Source organism: Paraburkholderia sp. MM6662-R1 (genome assembly GCF_050436245.1).
GTDB classification, from domain to species: Bacteria; Pseudomonadota; Gammaproteobacteria; order Burkholderiales; family Burkholderiaceae; genus Paraburkholderia; species Paraburkholderia tuberum.
In genome coordinates this window covers 2,295,260-2,319,329 of record NZ_JBNDLV010000001.1, presented here as the reverse complement: position 1 = coordinate 2,319,329, position 24,070 = coordinate 2,295,260, and the positions used below count along the sequence as shown (strand labels likewise).

The 24,070-nt window shown below is 66.0% G+C and carries 17 protein-coding genes; 7 read left to right on the top strand and 10 right to left on the bottom strand.

Translation table 11 applies throughout. The features are described from left to right. Positions 1–72 precede the first annotated feature (72 nt). Positions 73–1,380, top strand: coding sequence for a solute carrier family 23 protein (locus tag OKW39_RS10925; protein ID WP_090802728.1), 1,308 nt, complete (start codon positions 73–75; stop codon positions 1,378–1,380). 62 nt (positions 1,381–1,442) lie between these two features. Here OKW39_RS10925 and OKW39_RS10920 read toward each other — a convergent pair whose 3' ends face one another. Further along, a complete protein-coding gene (locus OKW39_RS10920; protein ID WP_429335636.1) occupies positions 1,443–3,098 on the bottom strand; it encodes a Na+/H+ antiporter in 1,656 nt (551 codons plus the stop codon). Positions 3,099–3,412: 314 nt separating this feature from the next. Here OKW39_RS10920 and OKW39_RS10915 point away from each other — a divergent pair, with 314 nt between their 5' ends. Further along, positions 3,413–4,699, top strand: a complete 1,287-nt coding sequence (locus OKW39_RS10915) for an EAL domain-containing protein (protein WP_090802732.1) — start codon at positions 3,413–3,415, stop codon at positions 4,697–4,699. Between the two features lie 35 nt (positions 4,700–4,734). Beyond that, positions 4,735–5,451: a copper homeostasis protein CutC gene (locus OKW39_RS10910; protein ID WP_429562646.1), complete on the top strand. Its 717-nt coding sequence runs from the start codon at positions 4,735–4,737 to the stop codon at positions 5,449–5,451. A 17-nt stretch (positions 5,452–5,468) separates the two neighbouring features. Here the strand turns inward: OKW39_RS10910 and OKW39_RS10905 are convergent, their stop codons facing one another. The 8 genes from OKW39_RS10905 to OKW39_RS10870 all read right to left on the bottom strand — a co-directional run bounded on the left by OKW39_RS10905 (position 5,469) and on the right by OKW39_RS10870 (position 15,781). Further along, positions 5,469–9,056, bottom strand: a complete 3,588-nt coding sequence (locus OKW39_RS10905) for an indolepyruvate ferredoxin oxidoreductase family protein (protein WP_429562645.1) — start codon at positions 9,054–9,056, stop codon at positions 5,469–5,471. A 243-nt stretch (positions 9,057–9,299) separates the two neighbouring features. Beyond that, positions 9,300–10,262 (bottom strand): ion channel, encoded by a 963-nt coding sequence (locus OKW39_RS10900; RefSeq protein ID WP_090802736.1) that lies wholly within the window; start codon positions 10,260–10,262, stop codon positions 9,300–9,302. A gap of 226 nt (positions 10,263–10,488) precedes the next feature. Next, positions 10,489–10,734 (bottom strand): hypothetical protein, encoded by a 246-nt coding sequence (locus OKW39_RS10895; RefSeq protein ID WP_184051250.1) that lies wholly within the window; start codon positions 10,732–10,734, stop codon positions 10,489–10,491. A 77-nt stretch (positions 10,735–10,811) separates the two neighbouring features. After that, on the bottom strand, positions 10,812–11,042 hold the full coding sequence (locus tag OKW39_RS10890) for a hypothetical protein (RefSeq protein WP_018419210.1): 231 nt from the start codon (positions 11,040–11,042) through the stop codon (positions 10,812–10,814). A gap of 153 nt (positions 11,043–11,195) precedes the next feature. Further along, positions 11,196–12,104, bottom strand: coding sequence for a carbohydrate kinase family protein (locus OKW39_RS10885; RefSeq protein ID WP_429562644.1), 909 nt, complete (start codon positions 12,102–12,104; stop codon positions 11,196–11,198). After that, positions 12,101–13,402 carry an AGE family epimerase/isomerase gene (locus tag OKW39_RS10880; RefSeq protein WP_429562643.1) on the bottom strand — a complete coding sequence of 434 codons (1,302 nt, stop codon included), beginning with the start codon at positions 13,400–13,402 and terminating at the stop codon, positions 12,101–12,103. The genes OKW39_RS10885 and OKW39_RS10880 overlap by 4 nt, the downstream gene beginning before the upstream one ends. Further along, the gene (locus tag OKW39_RS10875; RefSeq protein ID WP_090805561.1) at positions 13,399–14,385 is read right to left on the bottom strand and encodes a LacI family DNA-binding transcriptional regulator; all 987 of its coding nucleotides are present in this window, start codon (positions 14,383–14,385) and stop codon (positions 13,399–13,401) included. Before OKW39_RS10875 ends, OKW39_RS10880 begins: the two co-directional genes overlap by 4 nt. Positions 14,386–14,755: 370 nt before the next feature. Beyond that, on the bottom strand, positions 14,756–15,781 hold the full coding sequence (locus OKW39_RS10870) for a bile acid:sodium symporter family protein (RefSeq protein ID WP_429562642.1): 1,026 nt from the start codon (positions 15,779–15,781) through the stop codon (positions 14,756–14,758). A 554-nt stretch (positions 15,782–16,335) separates the two neighbouring features. On the opposite strand from OKW39_RS10870, the gene OKW39_RS10865 reads away from it, so the two are divergent. The 4 genes from OKW39_RS10865 (at position 16,336) to icmF (ending at position 23,057) form a co-directional block, all read left to right on the top strand. After that, on the top strand, positions 16,336–16,875 hold the full coding sequence (locus OKW39_RS10865) for a hypothetical protein (protein WP_429562641.1): 540 nt from the start codon (positions 16,336–16,338) through the stop codon (positions 16,873–16,875). 504 nt (positions 16,876–17,379) lie between these two features. Further along, entirely contained in the window at positions 17,380–18,465 is a 1,086-nt protein-coding gene (locus OKW39_RS10860) for a porin (protein WP_429562640.1), read from the top strand. A 151-nt stretch (positions 18,466–18,616) separates the two neighbouring features. After that, positions 18,617–19,549, top strand: coding sequence for a LysR family transcriptional regulator (locus OKW39_RS10855; protein WP_184051262.1), 933 nt, complete (start codon positions 18,617–18,619; stop codon positions 19,547–19,549). A gap of 118 nt (positions 19,550–19,667) precedes the next feature. Next, on the top strand, positions 19,668–23,057 hold the full coding sequence (icmF, locus tag OKW39_RS10850) for a fused isobutyryl-CoA mutase/GTPase IcmF (RefSeq protein WP_429562639.1): 3,390 nt from the start codon (positions 19,668–19,670) through the stop codon (positions 23,055–23,057). 38 nt (positions 23,058–23,095) lie between these two features. Here the strand turns inward: icmF and OKW39_RS10845 are convergent, their stop codons facing one another. Continuing rightward, entirely contained in the window at positions 23,096–24,055 is a 960-nt protein-coding gene (locus tag OKW39_RS10845; protein WP_429562638.1) for an NAD(P)H-dependent flavin oxidoreductase, read from the bottom strand. Positions 24,056–24,070 lie beyond the last annotated feature (15 nt).

The window sequence follows — 24,070 nt, the reverse complement described above, 5'->3', positions numbered from 1 at the left end:
TAACTTTTGCCGGACCCACGCCGCAGCGCGTGATCGGCACACACCACGCCGACCCAGAGGAGAATCCCCGCGATGGCCGCATCCTATTTCCCGCGCTGGCGCCGCCAGCCTGCCGGCGCCGAAGGCGGCATCGTCGGCATCGACGAACGGCTCGGGTGGCCGCAGATGTTCGCGATGGGCGTCCAGCACGTCGTCGCGATGTTCGGCTCGACCGTGCTCGCGCCGCTGCTGATGGGCTTCGATCCGAACCTGGCCATCTTCATGTCGGGGATCGGCACGCTGCTGTTCTTCGTGCTCGTCGGCGGGCGCGTGCCGAGCTATCTCGGTTCGAGCTTTGCGTTCATCGGCCTCGTGATCGCGGTGACCGGCTACGGCGGACACGGCGCGAACCCGAATATTGCGGTCGCGTTGGGCGGCATCATCGCGTGCGGCGTCGCGTACGGGGTGATCGGCCTGATCGTGGCGGCGGTCGGCACGGGCTGGATCGAAACGCTGATGCCGCCGGTCGTGACCGGCGCGATCGTCTGCGTGATCGGTCTGAACCTCGCGCCGATCGCCGTGCATGGCGTGAGCGGAAGCAATTTCGAGTCGTGGATGGCGCTCGTCACGGTGCTGTGTGTCGGCGCGGTCGCGGTGTTCACGCGCGGCATGCTCCAGCGTCTGCTGATCCTGGTCGGCCTGCTGCTCGCCTACGTCATTTACGCGATCGTCACGAACGGCCTCGGCATGGGCAAGCCGATCGATTTCTCGATCGTCGCGAACGCCGCGTGGTTCGGCATGCCGCACTTCATGTCGCCGGTGTTCGACCCGCACGCGATGACGCTGCTCGCGCCGATCGCGGTGATCCTCGTCGCCGAAAACCTCGGCCACATCAAGGCCGTCAGCGCGATGACGGGCCAGAACCTCGACCGCTATATCGGCCGCGCGTTTCTCGGCGATGCGCTCGCGACGGTCGTGTCCGGCTTCGCGGGCGGTACCGGCGTGACCACGTACGCGGAGAACATCGGCGTGATGGCGGTCACGAAGATCTATTCGACGCTGGTGTTCGTGATCGCCGCGTTGATCGCCCTCGTGCTCGGCTTTTCGCCGAAGTTCGGCGCGGTGATCCAGACGATTCCGGGACCGGTGCTGGGCGGTGTGTCGATCGTCGTATTCGGGCTGATCGCGGTGACGGGCGCGCGCATCTGGGTCGTCAACAAGGTCGACTTCTCCGACAACCGCAATCTGATCGTCGCGGCCGTCACGCTCGTGCTCGGCGCCGGCGACTTCTCGCTGAAGCTCGGCAGCTTCGGGCTCGGTGGCATCGGCACCGCGACGTTCGGCGCGATCATCCTGTACGCGCTGCTGAGAAGAAAGCCGACGCAAGGGCCGGTGGCCTGAGCGTCTTTTATCGGCACTGGCATTGCAAGCGCCGGTGCCGATGCCGATGCGGCAGCCAACTCCTACCTTTTGCGCGCGGTCAGCGCCGTTTCCGACAGATCCACCTCGCGCATCAGCTTGTACAGCGTCTCGTCGTTGATGCGCTGGGTGTCGCGCAGGTCGAGCAGCGTCTTGCGCTCGGCGCGCATCGCCGCGAGCTTCATGCGGAATTCGAGGGCATCGGCACGGCGCGCGAGTTCGCGTGGCGCCTGTTCGTCGTCGAGCGTCGCGAGGCGGCGGCGGTACAGGTCCATTACCCGCGCGGTTACATCGGTCGCGTACGCCTGAGCCGATTCCTCGAGGTCCGCGCATTCCGTGTCGTGCAGATGATCGATCGCGCGAATCGCCGACTGCGCGGCGAGCGTACGCGCGAGTGCTTCCTCGGCGGCATGCGGGTCCTTGCCGCGCCGCCAGCCGCGCAGCAGCAGCGGCAACCCGGCCACCGCCACCAGCAGCGACACCAGGATCACCCCCGACGCGATGAAGATCGCGAGATCGCGTCCCGGCAGCGGCGTGCCGTTCGGCAGCACCTCCGGCAGCGACAGCACGCCCGCGAGCGTCACCGCGCCGCGCACGCCGGCCACCGTCGTCACCGACACCATGCGCAACCCGGGCACTGCGTTCGCGACGCCGTGCTTTGTCGCGCCGCGGCTCGCGAACCAGCGCAGCAGCCACACCCACGCGAAGCGCATCGCGTACAGCGCGAGCGCCACCGCAACGATATAGCCGATCAGCAGCGCGACCTGCGCGTCGTTGGTTTCGTGCGCGTCGAGCAGCGCGCGGCCGAGGATGCGCGGAAACTGCAGGCCGAGCATGATGAACACCATGCCGTTGAACACGAACTCGATCATCGTCCACGTGCTCGAGGCCCGCACGCGCGAGGCGACCTGCCATTTTTCCGTGATGCTCGCGTAGTTCATCATCATGCCGGCGGAGACCGCGGCGAGAACGCCCGACAGCTCGAAGCGCTCGGCGGTCAGATAGGCGGCGAACGGGATCAGCAGGGTCATCACGACGCCCGGCGCGGGATCGCCTTCTTCGGTGAGATTCAGGAAGCGCGCGGACACGAAGCTGAACACCGCGCTCACCGCCGCGCCGACCGCGAGGCCGCCCACCGCGATGATCACGAAGCTCACCGACGCGTCACGCAGCGAGAACGCGCCGGTCAGCGCGGCGGCGATCGCGAACTTCAGCGCGACGAGGCCTGACGCGTCGTTCATCAGCGCCTCGCCTTCGAGGATATGCATCAGCTGGACCGGAATCTTGCCCTTGCCGGCGATGCCGGACAGCGCGACCGCGTCGGTCGGCGACAACACGGCGGCGAGCGCGAATGCGACCGGCAGCGAGATCTGCGGCACCAGCGCGTGCACGAAGTGACCGACCACCAGCACCGTCATGAACACGAGGCCTAGCGCGAGCATCAGGATCGCGCGGCGCGCCATGAAGAACTCGCGCTTCGGGATGCGCCAGCCGTCCGCGAACAGCAGCGGCGGAATGAACAGCAGCATGAAGATTTCCGGATCGAACGCGACGTGCAATTCGAGGCGCGGCCACGCGAGCATCGCGCCGATCGCGATCTGCACGAGCGGCAGCGGCAGCTTGAACGGCAGCGCGCGGGTCAGCATGCCGGACGCGGCGACCGCGAGTAGCAGGATCAGGACGGTAAAGACAATTTCCATCGTGTTGTTTCGGGGGATGCAGGGGTTGTCCCGGGAGAGGGCGCGATGCGCAGGGTCGAGTGTAGCCCGGCGGCGCGCGCCGTTGCCGCGAGCTTCGCCGCGACGCGGCCTGCGAATCGGTGCACCGCAACGGTGCGCGCGACGCCCACCGGCGGCGCACGAGCGCTGTCGCCGGTGCAATGTTTCGGCCGAGTTACAGCGCAGTGTGCGCCAGCGTGCGCATGGACCTTGCTTAACCGGTAACGATGACGCACATTTTGAGAGCTCGTTGCCGGTCGCGTTCGGACCGGCCGGCTCTCGCGTGAGAGGATTGCATGACGATTGCGCAACAGGACAGGGCGGCGAGCGTGCCGCACGGCTTCGAGGTCGAGGTGAGCTCGGGCCTTCAACGCTATTCGGTGCAGCACGGCGAACTGACGCTTACCAGCGTGTTCCAGCCGATTTTCAGTCTGTCGCACCTGCGCGCGGTCGGCTATGAGGGCTTGCTGCGCGCGCACGACGCGCTCGATCGCGCGGTGTCGCCGCTCGATGTGTTCGGCGAGGCCGCGCGCCTCGGCGACGCGCTGCAGATCGACCGGCTGGCGCAGACGCTGCATCTGGAGAACTTCAAGGTGCTCGGCGCCGAGCGCGAATGGTTGTTCCTGAACGTGCACCCGGGCGTGCTGACCGACCCGTATCTCGCGGCCGCTTTGCTCGCCAATCTGCGGCGGCTCGATCTGTCGCCGCGGCGCGTCGTGCTCGAAGTGCTCGAGCAGAGCGCCGAAGATCTCGATCGACTCGCCGACGCGGTGCGCGAGTTTCGCGAGCGCGGCTTCCTGATCGCGCTCGATGATTTCGGCGCCGGCCATTCGAACATCGAGCGGATCTGGCAACTGAATCCCGACATCGTGAAGCTCGACCGCGTCATGCTGTCGCATGCCGCGCATCGCGCCGACATGGCGACGATCCTGCCGGGGCTCGTGGCGATGCTGCATGAAGCGGGCAAGCTCGTGCTGATCGAGGGCATCGAAACCGAGCACGAAGCGCAGATGGCGCTCGCCTGCAATGCCGACTTCGTGCAGGGCTTTTTCTTTGGCCGGCCGAATCCGGGTGTTGCCGATCCGATCCACGCGGCGGTTTGCATCGGCGAAGTCACCGAGCGTTATCGTGAGCAGGCCGAGGCTCGCGAGCGGCGCAGCGCAAGTCGGCTCGCGCCTTATCTGCGCGCGTTCGAGCGCGCCGCGGAGCGTCTCGCCGCCGGTGAGCCGCTCGACGAGGTGTGCTGGAATTTCCTCGCGCTCGATCACGTGGCGCGCTGTTTTCTGCTCGACGCGAAGGGGCGCCAGGCCGGCCGCAACGTCGTGCTGCGCGCCGATCGCGCGGCGCACGAAACCCGCTTTCTGCCGCTCGCCGACGCGCAGGGCGCGAACTGGCTGCGTCGTCCGTACTTCAGCGTCGCGATCAATGCGCCGGAGCGGGTACACGTGACGCGGCCGTACCTGTCGATCAACGAGGCGTTGCCGTGCGTGACGCTGTCGGTGGCGACGCGCGTCGGCAGCGAGACCTGCGTGCTGTGCGGCGATATCGACTGGGTCGAAGACGAACGCGACGCGCGCATCTGACATGATGTCGTTTTCAACGACACCAGGTTGCGCTCATGTCCGTGCTGCTCGAAGTGATTGCCACGACCGTCGCCGATGCGCGCGCTGCCGCGCAGGCTGGTGCCGACCGTCTCGAACTCGTGACCGCGATGGGCGAGGGCGGATTGACGCCGAGTGTGGGGTTGATCGAGGCGGTGGTTTCAGCGGTCAGCGTCCGGGCAGCCGGCGTACCCGTGAACGTGATCGTGCGGCCGCATAGCCGCGCGTTCGTCTACGACGCCGACGACTACGCGGTGATGCTGCGCGACATCCGGGCCGTCAAGGCGGCCGGCGCGAACGGCATCGTGATCGGCATGCTCGATGCCGAGCGGGCGATCGACCGCGAAGGTCTCGCGCGCGCGTGCGAAGCTGCCGATGGACTCGCGATCACGTTCCATCGCGCGTTCGACGAGGCGCGCGATCTGCGCGAAGCGCTCGACGTATTGCTCGGTTTCGAGGCGGTGACGAATGTGCTGACGTCGGGCGGACAGCCGTCGGTGCTGCGGGCGCAAGCGACGATCGGCGAACTGCTGCGGCAGGCTGCCGGCTCGCATTGCACCGTGCTCGCCGGTGCCGGCTTGACGGTCGATGCGGTCGCGGAGTTCGTGAGCAAAACGCACGTCGAGGCCGTGCATTTCGGCTCCGGCGTGCGCGTGAACGGTAACGGACTCGCGCCAGTCGATCCGGCGAAGGTGATGCAGGTGAGGGCGCTGCTCGACGCAATGCAACGGTGAGCAGCGCAACGAACCACTTACTTCGCGACCACCACCGGAATGCCGCGCAACTGCCCGGCGCCCTTCATCTCCTCGAGCGACTTCTTCACCGCGACACCCGTCGCCGCATCGATGCCGAGGCGCGCGGCGAGGTCACGCTCACCACGCTTGACCCCCGCCAGATTCGCCAGCTTCACGTGCCCATACCCGCGCACGCGCGCATGCAGCTCAGCGAGTTTCGCGACGTCGTCGAGATGGCCCGCGTCGAGTTTCGCTAGCGCACGGTGCAGCGTGGCTTCGTAATCGCTCGCGAGCTCGCGCTCCATCTTGCGCTCGAGCGTGCGGCCGAACGGATCGAGCGCAGAGCCACGCAGACCGCGCCATTTCGCGAGCAGGCCGAGCACGGGCCACATCCACTGACCATAGGTTTTCTTCGTCGGCGCGGCGCCGGGCTGCGCGCGCGTGAGCGTCGGCGGCGCGAGGTTGAAGCGGATCGTGAAGTCCTTGCCGGCGACGCCCTCGAACTGCGCTTCGAGCGCATCGCGGAACGCGGTATCCGTATGCAGACGCGCAACTTCGTATTCATCCTTTACCGCGAGCAGCCGGTAGAACGTGCTCGCGACCGCGCGCGTCACGCGCTCGCTCGCCGCATCGACGGCGGTTTCCGCGCGCCGTGCTGCATCGACGAGCGAGCGATATCGCGTCACATAAGCCGCGCCGCCATACGCGAGCAGCCGTGCTTCGCGATGGGCGATCAGCTCGTCGAGCGTATCGACCCGCACGCTCGGCTTCGGTGCATGACGCGACTGCCACAGCGATTCGAGCGCGGCGGGATCAGCCGCGGCCATGCGCCCGATCGAGAACGCGAGCTGGTTCATCTGCACGGCGACGTTGTTCAGTTCGATTGCGCGCATCATCGCGGCGAACGACACCGGCACGAGACCGAGCTGCCACGCGAAGCCGAGCATCAGAATGTTCGCGCCGATCGTATCGCCGAGAAAACGCGTTGCGAGCGCTTGCGCGTCGCACGTCGACATACGCTCTTCGCCGGCCGCGTGACGCATCTTGTCGATCAGCGCGTCGGCATGCAGCGTCGCATCCGGGTTCTGCACGAAGCTCGCGTTCGGAATCGCATGCGTGTTGACGACGATGCGCGTGCGGCCATGTCGCACCGTCTGCAGTGCATCGGCACTCGCGCCGACCACCATGTCACAGGCGAGCAGCACGTCGGCCTGCTGCGTGTCGATGCGGACCTGGTTCAGCCATTCGTCGCGGGCGGCAAAGCGCACGAACGACAGCACCGCGCCGCCCTTCTGCGCGAAGCCCATGAAGTCGAGCACCGACGCGCTCTTGCCTTCGAGGTGCGCGGCCATGCTGATCAAGGCGCCGACCGTCACGACGCCGGTGCCGCCGACGCCCGTGATGAGGATGTCGTACGGCGCGGCATCGAGTTGCGTCGCGGGAATCGGCAACGCGTCGACGTGCGTGGCGAGCGTCTGAGGATCGAACGCGTCGCCCGCGGCTTTTTTCAGCGTACCGCCTTCGATGGTGACGAAGCTCGGGCAAAAGCCGTTCACGCACGAATAGTCCTTGTTGCACGACGACTGATCGATGCGGCGCTTGCGACCGAGCGCGGTTTCCACCGGTTCCACCGACAAACAGTTCGACTGCACGCCGCAATCGCCGCAGCCTTCGCAGACTTCCTCGTTGATGAAGAGCCGTTTGTTCGGGTCGGGGAATTCGCCCTTCTTGCGGCGCCGGCGTTTTTCGGCCGCGCAGGTCTGGTCGTAGATCAGCACGGTCACGCCGTCGGTGTCGCGCAACTGGCGCTGCACCGCGTCCATCTCGCTGCGATGGTGAAACGTCGTGCCCTGCGGAAACTGGCCGTGATGGCCGTCGTATTTCTCCGGCTCGTCGCTGACCACGACGAAGCGCGACACGCCCTCGGCTTCGACCTGTCGCGCGATCTGCGGCACCGAGATGCTGCCGTCGACCGGCTGGCCGCCCGTCATCGCGACCGCGTCGTTATAGAGGATCTTGTAGGTGATCGTCGCGTTCGCGGCGACCGCCTGGCGGATCGCGAGAATGCCGGAGTGAAAGTAGGTGCCGTCGCCGAGATTCTGGAATACGTGGCGGGTTTTCGTGAACATCGAATGCGCGGCCCAGTCGACGCCTTCGCCGCCCATCTGAATCAGCCCGGTCGTGTCGCGCTCCATCCACGACGCCATGAAATGACAGCCGATGCCTGCCTGCGCGATCGAGCCGTCCGGCACTTTCGTCGACGTGTTGTGCGGGCAGCCGGAGCAGAAGTACGGCGTGCGCTTCACGCTGTCCGCCGCATTCGACAGGATCTGCGGCGCGACCAGATCGACGACGCGTTCACGGCGATCGAGCGCCGGCTTGTGCTTCGCGAGCCAGTTCGCGAACACCGGGAGAATGCGCGACGGCCGCAATTCGCCGAGCGACGACAGCAGCAACGTGCCATCTTCGGCGTGCTTGCCGACCACGACCGGCCGTGTGCCTTGTGTGCGGTTGTACAGATAGTCCTTGATCTGTTGCTCGATGACCGGGCCTTTCTCTTCGATCACGAGCACTTCGGACAGACCCGACACGAACGCGTCGATGCGCGTCATCTCCAGCGGAAACGACAGCCCGACCTTGTAGATGCGCACGCCGGCCGCGTCGAGATCGGCGACCGTCAGATCGAGCCGGCGCAGCGCTTCCATCAGATCGAGATGCGCCTTGCCGCAGGTGACGATGCCGACATTGGCGTGCGGGCTCGGCGCGATCCATTTGTCGATGCTGTTCATGCGCGCAAAATGGCGCACCGCGTCGAGCTTCGCGTGCAGACGCGCTTCGATCGTCAGGCTCGGCAGATCGGGCCAGCGGTTGTGCAGACCGCCGGCTGGTGCTTCGAATTCCGGTGGCGGTGTCCATTCGGTTTGCAGCGCGTCGAGATCGACGGTCGAGCCCGATTCGACGGTCTCCGAAATGGCCTTGTAGCCGACCCACGCACCGGAGAAGCGCGACAACGCCCAGCCATACAGGCCGAATTCGAGCATGTCCGCGATGTTCGACGGATTCACGACCGGCATGTGCCAGCCGATCAACGCGAAGTCGCTCTGATGCGGCATCGACGACGACACGCAGCCGTGATCGTCGCCCGCGACTACCAGCACGCCGCCGTGCGGCGACGAGCCGTACGCGTTGCCGTGCTTCAAGGCATCGCCCGCGCGGTCGACGCCCGGGCCTTTGCCGTACCACATCGCGAATACGCCATCGACGGTGCGCTCGGGATCGGCTTCGACGCGTTGCGTGCCGAGCACGGCGGTGCCGCCGAGTTCTTCGTTGATCGCGGGCAGAAAGCGGATGTCGCTCGCGGCGAGCAGTTTTTTCGCCTTCCACAACTGCTGATCGACCATGCCGAGCGGCGAGCCGCGATAGCCGCTGATGAAGCCGGCCGTGTTCAGGTTGCGGGTCTTGTCGAGCGCGCGCTGCATCAGCGCGAGGCGCACGAGCGCCTGCGTGCCGGTCAGAAAGATCCGGCCGCGCGTCGCGGTGAGATTGTCGGAAAGCTTGTAGTCGGCGAGTGCGGGCGTGCCGTCGATGGGCAGGCGAGCGGTCATGGGGGAGTCTCCAAGGTTCTGGCTTCGCGCGCGGGCGGTGGGGTCACGGATGCCGCGCAGCGAAAGAGACTCTATTTTTTAGCGCTCGTGAGAGTGAATTATTTCTTCTTTAATCGGGCGTGCGCGAATGGGCGCGACGAGTCGCGCGTTTCGGCCCGCTTTTGAGCCGGATTTGCCACGCGGCGGCGCGCTTCGGGTATGCCCTGGGGGATCGTGAGGCGGCGAATGGGACGATGGCTATTGCTATTGCGCCGTGTTCGCCGCGATGTCCGGTTGGAGCGGTGCCGCATCGAGCGGCACGATTTCGTCGAAGTGCGCGTAGTCGATGTGGCTCACGCCGTCGCGCTCACTCATGATGTCGACGAACCGGTGCTGCCAGACGATCTGGTCGCAGGTCCACATGTGGCGCGCCTGCATGGTTTGCGACGTCGATTCGTCGATGCCTTCGAGCGTGAGCAGCAGCGACACGTCGCGGCCTTTCAACGATTCGGCGTTTTCGCCGAACAGCGGGCTCGCTTCGTCGATGATGTGCATCAGCGTCCAGCCGAGCTTGAAGACCGGGTGCTGGTCGCGCACCAGCGCGAGGTCGTAGAGCTTGCGCAGCGTAAAGCCTTCGATCGAGGTCTCCAGACGCATGATGCGCAGCCGCGCGCGTGCCTCGGCGATCACGTTCTGACGCGCGTTGGCCGAACGCACCATCAACGTCATGCGGCCGTCGATCGGCCGGATCACCGCGTAGCGCGCGAACATGATCTTCGCGTGCGGCCGCGAAAAGCGCGCGAAGATCAGCCCGGTCGCCAACGCGATGCTCGACATGCCGATGAAGATTTCGAGCGTCGCGATCCAGTGCGCGTAGACGGTTTGCGGATGCATGTCGCCGTAGCCGACCGTCGCGAGGGTTTCGACGCTAAAGAAGAACGCGCCGGCGAAGCCCTTCGGAAACTGATTCGCGATCGGAGCGTCGCCGAGCATGTAGAGCATGGCGAACACGATGTTGAGCAGCAGGAACAGCAGCGCGAGCGACACGAAGAACCCCGGCCAGCGCACGCCGAGCGCCCGGTGATACAGGTCTTGCCACAGCGGCGTCGGCATGCCGTGCGCGATCACCACGCGATCGTCGAGACGCATTTCGCGACTGCCGCGCGCGCGGCGCCTCGCGTCGGTGTCGCCGAGCGTGGAAAAACGGTCTGACGGTTCGCTTGCCATCACGCGCTCGTGGGAATGAAGACGTGGACAGCGTAGCATGGCGCGCTGCGCGAGTTTCCGCGCGGTGCGAAGGCAGCGCGGCGCGATGTATCGCCAGGGTGCGAGGTTGCGCCATGCCGTCGTTGAAATGCTTTCGGGCGCGTCCCGGAATTCAGGCTGGGTCAGGTCGCATCACGCGCGGCGAGCGGGTCGGGCGCAGCCGCGCGCCACACCCACCCATCCGCCGTCACGGAAACACGTGCGGCTTCGGAATTCCCGCGCCATGCTCGATATCGTCGACCGCCTGCCGATGCGCACTTTCCACCGCTTCGGCCTGCTCGGCATAACCCGCGTCGCCGCCGACCGTGGTCCACGCCTTGACGGCCTTCTCGCGATGACGGATTTCGTATTCCGCGTCCCAGCGCGCGCCACTGAGTTCGAGCGGACGAACGTGAATCGAATACACGCCGTATTGGAACAGCTGTTCAGCCATGATCGCCTCCAGCCGGCCGGTCCGGCAGCGGCGCGCCGATGCGCGAGGACGCGCGACGCGCTGCCCCTTGGTTCGGCCTACAGTTCGATTTCCCCGAGGATACGATGTGCGAGCGCTTTGGCTTCTTCGAGCGCTTCTCCCGGCGTCGACGACGTCGAGTCGACTTCGTAGAGCGTGGTTTCCTGATCGGCGCTGGGTTCGCCTTCGTCGCGCGCGAGGGTGACGACACCTTGCCAGGCGTCATGTGCGACTTCTCTTATCGACGCGGTGGCCGTGTAGAGCCCTTTGGTGTAGGTGACGTCCTCCATGGCCTCGCTCCTTTTCGCAAAGGTTTCGATGTTTTCATCCTAGCACGGCGTGGCGGGATCGGTTCCCGCCCGGGGCAGCTTCGCGCCGCGCGACGTGCTCGACATCCGTTACGCTACGCGCGCCCCAGGGCAGCAGAATTACAGCGCCGCGTGTTATAGCAGCGCGACCACCTCGTCGAGCGTCGGCGCGTGCGCACCGGCGTGGCCGCAAGCCGCCGCGCCGGCCGCGAGCGCGAACGCGAGATGCTCGGGCCACCCGCGTTGCGGCGCGCTCATCAGGCTGAACAGCAGACCGCCGATCGACGCATCGCCCGCGCCGACCGTATCGACCACTTCGACGCGCGGCGGCTTCGCCTCGATCACCGCGGCGCCGTTTAGCAGCATCGCCGCTTCGGGGCCGCGCGTGACGAGCACGGTGGCGGCGGGATTCATCGCGCGCAATTGCGCGAGCGCGGCGGCTTCGTCGCTGGTCTTGAAGATCATGCGCAGGTCTTCGTCTGATACCTTGATCAGATCCGCGAGCGCCGCCATCTTGCGCAGCGTCGGCTCGTAGCCGTGCTCCATCAGGTTGCGATAGTTCGGATCGAAGCTGATCTTCACGCCGTGCGAACGCAACTCGGCGGTGAGTTGCGCCAGTTTGTCGCCGAGCGGCTGACGCACGAGGCTGATGCAGCCGAAGTGCGCCCACTTCACCGCGTTCATCCAACCGGCGGGCAGCTTCGCCGGCTCGAACGCGAGGTCGGCGCCGTTCTCGCCCATGAAGAAGTACGCGGGCGGATGCGTCTGATGCACGATCGCGAGCAGCGGCGGGCGCTCGACGCGCTGCAGGAAGCGCATGTCGAGGCCGGCCGCGACGCTCGCGTCCCACAGCTCGTCGGAAAAGTTATCGACGCCGAGCGAGCCCGCGCACGCGGTCGGCAGGCCGAGCCGCGCGACGCAGCGCGCGGCGTTCCAGCCCGCGCCGCCCGGACGCGACAGCCAGTGCGATGCGCCGGTGCGCACGAGATCGGTCAGGATGTCGCCGGCGGATACGAAAACGGGGAGGTTGGTCGTCGCGCTCATTGTGCTTTCTCCGCGGAAGCCGCTGCGGCGGGAGCGGCTGATTCAGCCGCAGCGTTTTCGCCGAGCGCGTGGGCGAGCACTTCGTAGCACGCGCCCATCGTGTGATAGTCGGTCTTGCCGGCCGGGCTCTTTTCGTCGCTGTACTTGCGGTTGTCGCAGGTGAGGATGCGATACCAGGCGCCGTACTTGTGGTCGACGAAGTGCGTCCAGCCATAGCGCCAGATCTCGTCGTACCAGTCCCAGAAGCGCTCGTTGCCGGTGCGCTTGCCGAGCAGCGCGGCGGTCGCGAACGTTTCGGCCTGCACCCAGAAGTACTTGTCGTGATCGCACACGGTGCCGTCGGGGCCGAAGCCGTAGTAGAGGCCGCCGTGGTCTTCGTCCCACGCGTGCGTCATCGCGGCGTCGAACAGTTCGATCGCGCGCGGCAGCAGCCATGGCAGCGGACGGAAGCGTTCGAGAATCAGCAGCAGCTTCGCCCATTCGGTCTGATGACCGGGCTGGAAGCCCCACGGACGGAAGATGTTCGAGCTGTCTTCCTCGTTGTAGTGCCAGTCGACCGACCAGTCCGCGTGAAAGTGCTCCCACACGAGCCCTTGCGACAGCTTCGCCTGGCGCAGCGTGATATTGGACGCCACGCGCTCGGCGCGATCGAGATACACCAGATGACCGGTCGCTTCGTGCGCGGCGAGCAGCGCCTCGGTGGTATGCATGTTCGCGTTCTGCCCGCGGTACGTGCTGACACGCCAGTCGGCCGACGCGTCGTCGGCATAGAGGCCGGCGGCGGCGTCCCAGAAGCGGTGCTCCATCAGCTCGAAGGTCGCGCCGATCATCGGCTTCGCTTCCTCGATGCCGGCCATCGCCGCGTGCGAGTACGCGAGCAGCACGAACGCGAGGCCGTAGCAGTGGCGCGTCGCGTCGAGGGTGCGCTGTTTGCCGTCGCGCCATTCGATTTCCCAGTCGTAGCCCTCGTGCTGCGAGTCCCAGTGCGCGTCGCGCAGAAAGCGCAGGCCGTGGCGCGTGTATTCGAGGTGCTTCGGGTCGCCGAACTGCCGGTACGCCATCGCGTAGTTGAACACGTAGCGGCAACTGCTGACCAGGTGGCGCGTGGTGCGGTTGTAGATCGAACCGTCGTCGCGCAAGAAGTGGTAGAAGCCGCCGCTCGGGTCGAGCACGTTCGGCGCATAGAAGTGCAGCGTGTCTTCGATGTGCGTGAGCAGAAACTCGCGCTTGCGGAAGCTGGCGAACGGCGGCGCCTTCGCGGCGTCGCTGGAAAGTTGAAGCGGATCGGTTAGCGTCATGGCGTTTTCACCAAGGTACTGGCACGGGCAACGAGTTGAACGGGCAAGCGGACTTCGAGTTCGGCGGGCGAGTCTTCGAGCAGCAGTTCGACGCCGCGTCGGCCGAGCGCTTCCTTGTCGACCGCGATCGTCGATAGCGGCGGGGTAGCGTGGGCGGCGGCGGGGATGTCGTCGAAACCGATGATCGCGATGTCGTCGGGCACGCTGAAGCCGCGCGCGAGACACACGCGCAGCGCGGCAAGCGCGGCGGCGTCGTTGAACGCGAATACGGCGTCGGGGCGCGGGCCCGGCGCGTCGAGCAGGCGCTGCATCGCGCGCGCGGCGCCGGTGTCGGGATCGAGCCCTGCGTCGATGTTCACTTCGAGCGACGGATCGAACAGCAGCCCCGCTTCGAAGAACGCGCGCCGGTAGCCGAGCGCGCGCTCGGCGATGCTGAAGTGCGCGAGCGAGCCGCCGATGAACGCGACGCGCTTGCGCTGCTGCGCGAACAGATGGCGCATTGCGAGCGTGGCGCCGCCGGCGTTGTCGAGATTGACCGAGCGCAAGCCCGGCGACCATAGATCGATCAGCACCAGCGGGCGTTGCATCGCGACCAGCGTGGCGAGCGTTTCGGGCTCGACGAAGCCGGCGATCGCGACGGCGTCGGGCGCGTGCAGGCGCATCTGGTGAATTACGTCCTCGGTCGGCCCGGCAGTCAGCACCGACGGCACGATGCCGCGCTCGCGGCACGCGTCTTCGACACCGTGCAGCACGTGCGAGAAGAACGGGCTCGCGGCGAAGTTGTTGTGCTGACGATGCAGCAGGAAAGTTAGCCGGCGGATGCGCGGACGCAGCTGCGCCGAGTCGTAGCCGAGCTGGCGCGCCGCTTCGACGACGCGTTCGCGCGTGGCCTCGGAAAGGCCCGGCTGATTCTTGAGCGCGCGCGACACGGTGCCGATCGAAACGCTGGCGGCGCGGGCGACGTCGCGGATGGTTGTGGCCATCGAATGAAGCTGCCGCGCGAGGCGAGGCAGCACGGGTTCAGGTCGGGCGATTGTATAGTAAAACGCAGCTAAAGCCGCTCGCAAAACGCCAGCATGACACCAGTAAATACCCGTATTTTATGGACTTGTTGGAAATTAAGTTGTTTAGTAAAAATTCCTAAACAATAGGCGGGCCGCCGTTTTCGAGACGGTTCGAGAATCGTCCTATGCCATCCGGCCGAGGCGACAGCGAGAGCGTTTGCGCGTGAAATAACGACAAAGGCCAGTGAAGAGCCCAAAGAAAAGCCGCCCGAAGGCGGCTTGCTTCACACGATCAAAACGACGCTCAGGGAGGGCGCTTATGAATGTCCTGTTTGCATTGCGTGTGTTTTCAACGGCGCGCGACGGCGGCGGCGGGTCGCCGCGCCGCGGCATTGCTCTCGCCGCTGAGGTCGCGGGCGCCCCAGCGTTGCGCGAGCGCGGCGCAGACCATCAGCTGGATCTGGTGGAACAGCATCAGCGGCAGCACCACGGCGCCGACCGCATGCGACGCGAAGATCACCTTGGCCATCGGCACGCCGGCGGCGAGGCTCTTCTTCGAGCCGCAGAAGATGATGGTGATCTGGTCCGCGCGGCTGAAGCCGAGCCGCTTGCTCGCGAAGATCGTCGCGGCCAGCGCGAGCGCGAGCAGCACGGCGTTTACCACGACGAGGCCGCCGAGCGCGGACAGCGGAATCGTGTGCCAAAGGCCTTCGGTGACGGCCTCGCTGAACGCGCCGTACACGACGAGCAGGATCGAGCCCTGGTCGACGAACTTCAGCACGCCGCGATTCTTCTCGATCCACTTGCCGATCAGCGGGCGCAGCAGCTGGCCGGCAACGAACGGCACGAGCAGTTGCAGCACGATGTTGCCGGTCGTATGCCACGGCGACGCACCGCCGCTCGCGGCCTGATTCGTCACGATGACGCTGACGAGTGCTGGAGTGACGAAGATGCCGAGCAGGCTCGAGGCGGACGCGCTGCATACCGCGGCCGGCACGTTGCCCTTGGCAATGGACGTGAACGCGATCGACGACTGGACCGTCGACGGCAGCGTGCAGAGGAAGAGGACGCCGGCGTAGAGCGACGGCGTGACCAGCGGCGAAAGGACCGGTTTAAGCGCGAGGCCGAGCAGCGGAAACAGCGCGAACGTGCTCAGCAGCACCACGAGATGAAGGCGCCAGTGCGTCGCGCCCGCAATGATCGCCTCGCGTGACAGCTTGGCGCCGTGCAGGAAGAACAGCAGGCCGACCGCGATGTTCGTCACCCAGTTGAACCCCGCGGCGGCCTGTCCATGAACGGGCAGGAAGCTGGCGAGGATCACGGTGCCGACGAGGCACAGGGTGAAGTTATCGGGCAGGAATTTCGGGCGGGCCATGTCGCAATCTCGATTCAATGACGCGGTGTAAGCATGGGACGGGTCTGTCAGGCGTGGTCCATGCCAATGGAAAGCGGCTATTGTTGTCGAAAGCCGATTGAAAACGCAAATTCATTTGCCGAATCGATTAATGAAGTTTGCGCATCGACTCTCCAATCAGGCCGAGCCCATTCGTGCCACGCGCCAGGTTTCAGTATTGGCGAGGTGCTTTCTCGCGACAAACCGTTTAACCATTGACGTTGCAAGCGGCGTTTATTTGCAACAAACGGCGCCCGCGCGGGCTAGGCGAAAACGCCGGTCAGCAGCCGCCGAGGCGCGTCCGCACGAGGGCTCCGGCGCGGAAAAACACCGCAGTAACAGGGTGTTACATCCACCGACGAGACCTAACACTTTTTGGCTCGACACCCTCTGCCCCCGACCATAAATTACTCGTTCAAAGGCCGCAGGGATGCCCTGCGCCGCGACAGGAACGCGGCGCTTTTCTCCTCCCGCAACAGGTCCATCGCAGCTCGAACGGTGGATTTCAGGCAAGTCTTCGGGCGTGAGAGTCACAGGTGGACGCGTTGTCGAGAACGAGGCACTGGGCGTGGGGCGCGGTCATCGCCGTGCTGTGCTCGTTCGCCTATGCGAAGGAGCCGGGTGGGCCGCATGGCGGCGGTGCCGCCGCGGGCGGCGCTTATTCGCGCGACACTGCGGGGCGCGCGCCGCGCATGGAGATGCATGGCGACGGCCGTTATGCCGGTGCGGGCGGCGGCGCACCTGCTGCGCGCGGCTCGCGCGGTGCGATGGCTTCTCGTGACGCACGCGCGCAGCGCGGCAACCCGAATATCGCGGACGCCAATTTCGGTTACGGCTTCGGCAGCTACGAGTCCGGCATGCGCCGTGTCGGCGATCCGTCCGGCTATGCGGGCGCGATCACGCCGGTCAGCGCGGAGTCGCGTCCGGTGCCGCATCCCCCGTCCAACATGCCGATGCGCAACGGCTCGATCCGCGCCGACGTCGCCCGCTACAACGAAGAGCGTGGCGCAGCGCGCCCGATGCAACGCCCAGCCGACGATCCGCGTCAGCCGGGCGGTTCACCGTACCGGAATTAGCTGAGCGCGATTTCGCAAACCACCGCACCGCCCCAACCGCAGTCCCGAAACCCGTCTTCCAGATCCTTCCCGCGATCCCTCGCGCGGCTTCGCGCGCCTTCGTCTGCGCCGTAGCCCCGAATCTGACGTTTCGACGCCACACTTTTTTGAAAACACCCGGCATCGAATTACCGGTCAGCGTCAAATCCTGGCATTCTGCCGCGTCGCGTCATCGGCCCGTCATTTAAGGCGTTCACGCACGCTGTGGCGCGCCGTTCGCCGCATGCCGCATTGCGTCCAGGGGGCGGCGCTAGTCCGCTCTGAAGCGTCATATCAAGCCGATAACCAACCAAACTAATCAGACCGATATACCCGCAATAAGCAGCGATATTTTTGTTTATAAAAATGGTCCGCAAAGATGGGACCCGCCCAGAGTGACTCGACGATCGAACGGATAACAACGACGTTTCGTGCGAGCGCCCCCTTTCGCACAGCCACACCCTTTTGACAAAGAATGGAGAACCCATGAACACAAGCCTCAGCAGCGCGCTGAAGACTACTCTCAAGGCCACTGCATGCGTCGCCGCGCTGGCGGGCGCGTCGTCGGCGTTCGCGCAATCGAGCGTGCAGCTCTACGGCCAGGTCGACGAATGGGTCGGCTCGCAGAAGTTTCCGGGCGGCCAGACCGCGGCGGTCGTATCGGGCGGCGGCATGTCGACGTCGTACTGGGGCTTCAAGGGGACCGAGGATCTGGGCAACGGCTACAAGGCGATCTTCACTATCGAAGGCTTCTTCCGCGCGCAAACCGGCGAGTACGGTCGCTTCACCGGCGACACGACGTTCTCGCGCAATGCGTACGTCGGCATCGAATCGCCGTACGGCACGGTGACCGCCGGCCGCCTGACGACGCCGCTGTTCGTGTCGACGATCCTGTTCAACCCGTTCGTCGATTCGTACGTGTTCTCGCCGATGGTCTATCACGTGTACCTCGGTCTCGGCACCTTCCCGACCTACACGACCGACCAGGGCGTGACCGGCGACTCGGGCTGGAACAATGCGGTGTCGTATACGTCGCCGAACTTCAACGGCCTTTCGGCGACGGCGATGTACGCGCTCGGCAACACGACCCAGAACGGCGCGAAGAAGTGGAGCGGCCAGGTGCTGTACTTCCACGGGCCGTTCGCGGCGACGGCGGTGTACCAGTACGTGAACTTCAACAACGTGCCGGGCGACCTCGGCAGCTTCGAAACGTCGGGCGTGCCGGGTCTGCGCAGCCAGAGCGTCGCGCAGGCGGGCGTGTCGTACGACCTGAAGTTCGTGAAGCTGTACGGCCAGTACATGTACACGTACAACGACCAGCAGGTCACGAGCTGGCACGTGAACACGGGACAGGGCGGCGTCACGGTGCCGTTCGGGCCTGGCTCGGTGATGGCTTCGTATGCGTATTCGCGTAACGGCGGCGGTTCGAACCAGACGCGCCAGACGGCGGCGGTCGGCTACGACTATCCGCTGTCCAAGCGCACCGATGTCTATGCCGCGTACCTGTATGACCACATCACCGGTCAGTCGAGCGGCAATACATATGGCGCGGGGTTGCGCGCGAAGTTCTGATCTCGGCCCACGGTGTCACCGCAAAGCCCGCGTTCCGCCCGGAACGCGGGCTTTGTCGTTTTCGGGTGCCGCCGAATACGAGCGTTTGCTGCCGTCCTTTTGATAAACCCGGCAAAATGACGTCGATTGATTCCTGAAGCGAGCGACTGAGATGGACACCCTCGTCAGCATGAAAGTGTTTCGCCACGTGGTCGAAGCCGGCAGTTTCGTCGGCGCGGCGGAGAAGATGGAGATGTCGGCGGCGATGGCGAGCAAGCACGTGATGCATCTGGAGCAGCAGCTCGGCGCGCGGCTCCTGAACCGCACCACGCGCCGCGTCGCGCCGACCGAGGCAGGCCGCGAGTACTACGAGCGGCTGAGTCAGGCGCTCACCGAGCTCGACGAAGCCGGCCAGGCGGTCGGCGCGGCAAGCGTCGTGCCGCACGGGCGGCTGCGGGTGTCGTCGCTGTCGGCGTTCGGCCTGAATCACGTGATGGCCGCGGTCGCGGACTACGCCGCGCAGTATCCGCAGGTCACCGTCGATATGACACTGTCCGACCGCGTCGTCGAGCTGATCGACGAGGGCTTCGACGTCGCGATCCGCGCGTCGCCGGGCGGGCTCAAGTCGTCGTCGCTGATCGCGCGGCAGATTGCGACCGCGCATCTGGTGCTGTGCGCATCGCCCGCCTATCTGCGCAAGCATGGCACGCCGAAGAGCGTCGCCGATCTCGCGCGCCACAACTATCTGCAGTACGCGGGCGTATCGGCGCTCGAAGTCGCGACCGGCGACGCGGGCTCGCGTGTGCGCCTGTCGGGCAACCTGATCGTCAATCAGCTCGAGGCCCAGCGCGTGGTCGTGCTGCATGGCGCGGGCATCGCGATGCTCGGCACCGAGGTGATCGGCAGCGATCTCGCCGAAGGGCGGCTCGTGCCGCTGCTTGTCGACCAGGTGCCGCCGCGGGAGCTGCCGATCCACGTCGTCTACACGAGCCGACGGCATCTATCCGCTAAGGTGCGCTCATTCGTCGATTTTCTGGCGGCGCGGTTCGCAAACGAATCGCTGTGGCCGTCGCTCGACCAAATCAAGGCGTTGGCGGTGCGGTAGCGTTTCGCGAAGCACCGAGCATACGTCGCCAATCGCCCGCCCCGCGCCCCGGCGCCGTGTTACCCCGTTTCTATATACTGATTGTGAGCACCCATCAGTTAAATGATCTGGGGGAGACATGACCGATCTGTCCACGCCGCAGCGTGCCGGCAGCCACGAACTGCCCGCGGGCCGGCGCCTGCGCTTCGTCACCGCCGCCGCACTGTTCGACGGCCACGACGCGTCGATCAACATCATGCGGCGCATCCTGCAGGCAAGCGGCGTCGAGGTGATCCACCTCGGCCACAACCGCTCAGTCGCCGAAGTCGCGACCGCCGCGCTCAACGAGGACGCCGACGGCGTCGCCGTGTCGAGCTATCAGGGTGGCCACAACGAATACTTCCGCTACCTGGTGGATTTGCTGCGTGCAAGCGGCGGCGAGCGCATCAAGGTGTTCGGCGGCGGCGGCGGCGTGATCGTCCCCGAGGAAATTGCCGCGCTCGAACGCGACGGCGTCGAAAAAATCTACTCGCCGCACGACGGTCAGCGGCTCGGTCTGCAAGGCATGATCGACGACATGATCGCGCGCTGCGTCGAAGGCGCGCGCGCGGCCGACGCGGCGCGGCCGACGCCGGTGCGCGAATGGCTCGCCGAGCTGGCCGGGCGGCCGTTGCCGCGTTGCGGTGAGGCCCATGCTCCGCACGCTGGCACTGCTGCTGGCTCGCACCCCGCCGGTCCCGCCGATCTCGCCGTGCCGATCTTCCGCCGCCTCGCGCAACTGATCAGCGCGTTCGAAGCGAACAGCGTCGACGCCGCCGCGCGCGACCAGCTAGCGACGCTCGCGCAAGCGCCACGCATCCCGGTGCTCGGCATCACCGGCACCGGCGGCGCGGGCAAGTCGTCGCTGACCGACGAGCTGATCCGCCGCTTCCGGCTCGACTACGGCGACACGCTGAACATCGCCGTGCTCGCGATCGATCCGTCGCGCCGAAAATCCGGCGGCGCGCTGCTCGGCGACCGCATCCGCATGAATGCGATCGGCGATTGGGGCGACGGCGCCCGCATTTATATGCGCTCGATGGCGACGCGCGAGGCGTCGACCGAACTCTCCGATTCGCTACCCGCCGCGCTGATGCTGTGCAAGGTGGCGGGCTTCGATCTGATCGTCGTCGAGACGTCGGGGATCGGTCAGGGCGACGCGGCGATCGTGCCGTTCGTCGACGAATCGCTGTACGTGATGACGCCGGAGTTCGGCGCCGCGAGCCAGCTCGAGAAGATCGATATGCTCGACTTCGCGAGCTTCGTCGCGATCAACAAATTCGATCGCAAGGGTGCGCAGGATGCGCTGCGCGACGTCGCGAAGCAGGTGCAGCGCAATCGCAGGGACTTCGCGACATCGCCCGACGCGATGCCGGTGTTCGGCACGATCGCGTCGCGCTTCAACGACGACGGCGTGACCGCGCTGTACCGGCGCATCGCTAATGCGCTGCGCACGCATGGCCTGCGCGAGGGCGGCGCACGGCTCGGCGCGACCGAAGGCCTGCGCTTTTCGAGCAACCTGCATGCAATCGTGCCGCCCGCGCGCGTGCGCTATCTGGCCGACATCGCGCAGACGGTACGCGGCTATCGAGCGCGCGCCGACGCGCAGGCGCAAATCGCGCGGGAACGCTGGCAGATCGTCGAGACGCGCCGCATGCTCGGCGAGGCGGGCAGCGACGCAGCGTCGCTCGATGCGCTGATCGACCAACGCGGCGCCGCGCTCGGCGAGCGCGAACGCAAGCTGCTCGACGCGTGGCCGCAAACGGTGGCCGCCTATGCGGGCGACGAACATGTGGTGCGCATCCGCAAGCGTGAAATCCGCACCGCGCTGACGGTCACGACGCTGTCCGGCTCCGAAATCCGCAAAGTGTCGCTGCCGAAATTCGTCGATCACGGCGAGATCCTGCGCTGGCTGATGCTCGACAATCTGCCCGGCTATTTCCCATTCACCGCTGGCGTGTTTCCGTTTCGTCGCGAGAACGAGGACCCGACGCGCATGTTCGCGGGCGAGGGCGATCCGCAGCGCACGAATCGTCGCTTCAGGCTGCTGTCGGAAGGCATGCCGGCCAAACGGCTATCCACCGCGTTCGACTCGGTGACGCTGTACGGTGAGGAGCCGCACGAGCGCCCGGACATCTACGGCAAGGTCGGCAATTCGGGTGTGTCGGTCGCCACGCTCGACGACATGAAGACGCTGTATGACGGCTTCGATCTGTGCTCGCCGGATACGTCGGTCTCGATGACGATCAACGGCCCCGCGCCGACGATCCTCGCGATGTTCTTCAACGTCGCGATCGAGCAGCAGATCGCGCTGGGCGAGCAACAGCAAGGCCGCCCGTTGACCGAAGCCGAACTCGCCGCAACGCGCCGCGCCGCGCTCGAAAACGTGCGCGGCACCGTGCAGGCCGACATCCTGAAAGAAGACCAGGGGCAGAACACCTGCATCTTCTCGACCGAATTCAGCCTGAAGGTGATGGGTGACATTCAGGCGTATTTCGTCGAACACGGCGTGCGCAATTTCTATTCGGTGTCGATTTCCGGCTATCACATCGCCGAGGCCGGCGCGAACCCCATCTCGCAGCTCGCGTACACGCTCGCGAACGGCTTCACCTACGTCGAGGCGTATCTCGCGCGCGGCATGTCGATCGACGACTTCGCGCCGAATCTGTCGTTCTTCTTCTCGAACGGCATGGACCCGGAGTACACGGTGCTCGGCCGCGTCGCGCGACGCATCTGGGCGGTCGCGATGCGCGAGCGCTATGGCGCGAACGAGCGTAGTCAGAAGCTCAAGTATCACGTGCAGACGTCGGGCCGCAGCCTGCACGCGCAGGAGATCGATTTCAACGACATCCGCACGACGCTGCAGGCGCTGATCGCGATCTACGACAACTGCAACTCGCTGCACACCAATGCGTTCGACGAAGCGATCACGACGCCGACCGAGGAATCGGTGCGCCGCGCAGTTGCGATCCAGCTGATCATCAATCGCGAATGGGGGCTCGCGAAGAACCAGAATCCGAATCAGGGCAGTTTCGTGATCGACGAGTTGACCGACCTGGTCGAGGAGGCTGTGCTCGCCGAATTCGAGCGGCTGACAGAGCGCGGCGGCGTGCTCGGCGCGATGGAAACCGGCTATCAGCGCGGACGGATTCAGGACGAGTCGATGCTGTACGAGCATCGCAAGCATGACGGTTCGTATCCGATCGTCGGCGTCAATACGTTCCTGAGCGCGCATCCGCATGAAGCGCCGCGGCCGCTGGTGCTCGCGCGTTCCACCGACGCGGAGAAGCAGAGTCAGCTGCGGCGGTTGCGCGACTTCCAGGCGCGCCACCTCGACGCCGCGCCCGAGGCGCTCGAACGCCTGAAGCGCGCGGTGATCGACGACGGCAACGTGTTCGCGGTGCTGATGGACGTGGTGCGCGTGTGTTCGCTCGGGCAGATCACCCACGCGCTGTTCGAGGTGGGCGGGCAGTATCGGCGGAATATGTAGGCCGCGAGCGGGCGCCCCGGCCCGCTCCGTTCTTCACCTCAGCGCGCGATGCCGAGCCGCGCCTTCGCGTCGTTGTATTCCTTCTTCAGACGCCGCACGAGCTCGGCGACGTCCGGCACGTCGTCCATCAGGCCGACGCCCTGGCCCGCGCCCCAGATGTCCTTCCACGCCTTCGTCTTGTCGCCGCCGAAGTTCATCCTGGTCTTGTCCGATTCGGGCAGCGCGTCGGGATCGAGCCCCGCGTTCGCAATGCTCTCGCGGATGTAGTTGCCGTGCACGCCGGTGAACAGGTTCGTGTAGATGATGTCCGACGCCTTCGCGTTGATGATCGCCTGCTTGTAGCTGTCGACCGCGTGCGCTTCTTTGGTGGCGATGAAGCGTGTGCCCATGTACGCGAGGTCCGCGCCCATCGCCTGCGCGGCGAGAATCGAGCCGCCGTTGGCGATCGAGCCCGACAGCACGATCGGGCCGTCGAAAATGCGCCGCACCTCGCCGACCAGCGCGAACGGCGAGGTGGTGCCCGCGTGGCCGCCCGCGCCCGATGCGACCAGAATCAGCCCGTCGACGCCGGCTTCCAGCGCTTTCTGCGCATGACGCAGATTGATCACGTCGTGCAGCACGATGCCGCCGTAGCTATGCACCGCATCGACGATCTCGCGTGCCGGCGCGCGCAGGCTGGTGATGAAGATCGGCACCTTGTGCTCGACGCAGACGCGCACGTCGTGCTCGAGCCGCGCATTCGACTGATGAACGATCTGATTGACTGCGATCGGGCCGATCACCGCATCCGGGTTCGCGGCCTTGTGCCTGGCGAGTTGCGCCTGGATATGCGTCAGCCATTCGTCGAGCAGCTCGGCCGGGCGCGCGTTGAGGGCAGGGAACGAGCCGACGATACCGGCCTTGCACTGCGCCAGCACGAGTTCGGGATAGCTGACGATGAACATCGGCGAAGCGACGACGGGCAGCGCGAGGTTTTGCAGAACGGCGGGCAATGCCATGGTGCGAGTCTCCAG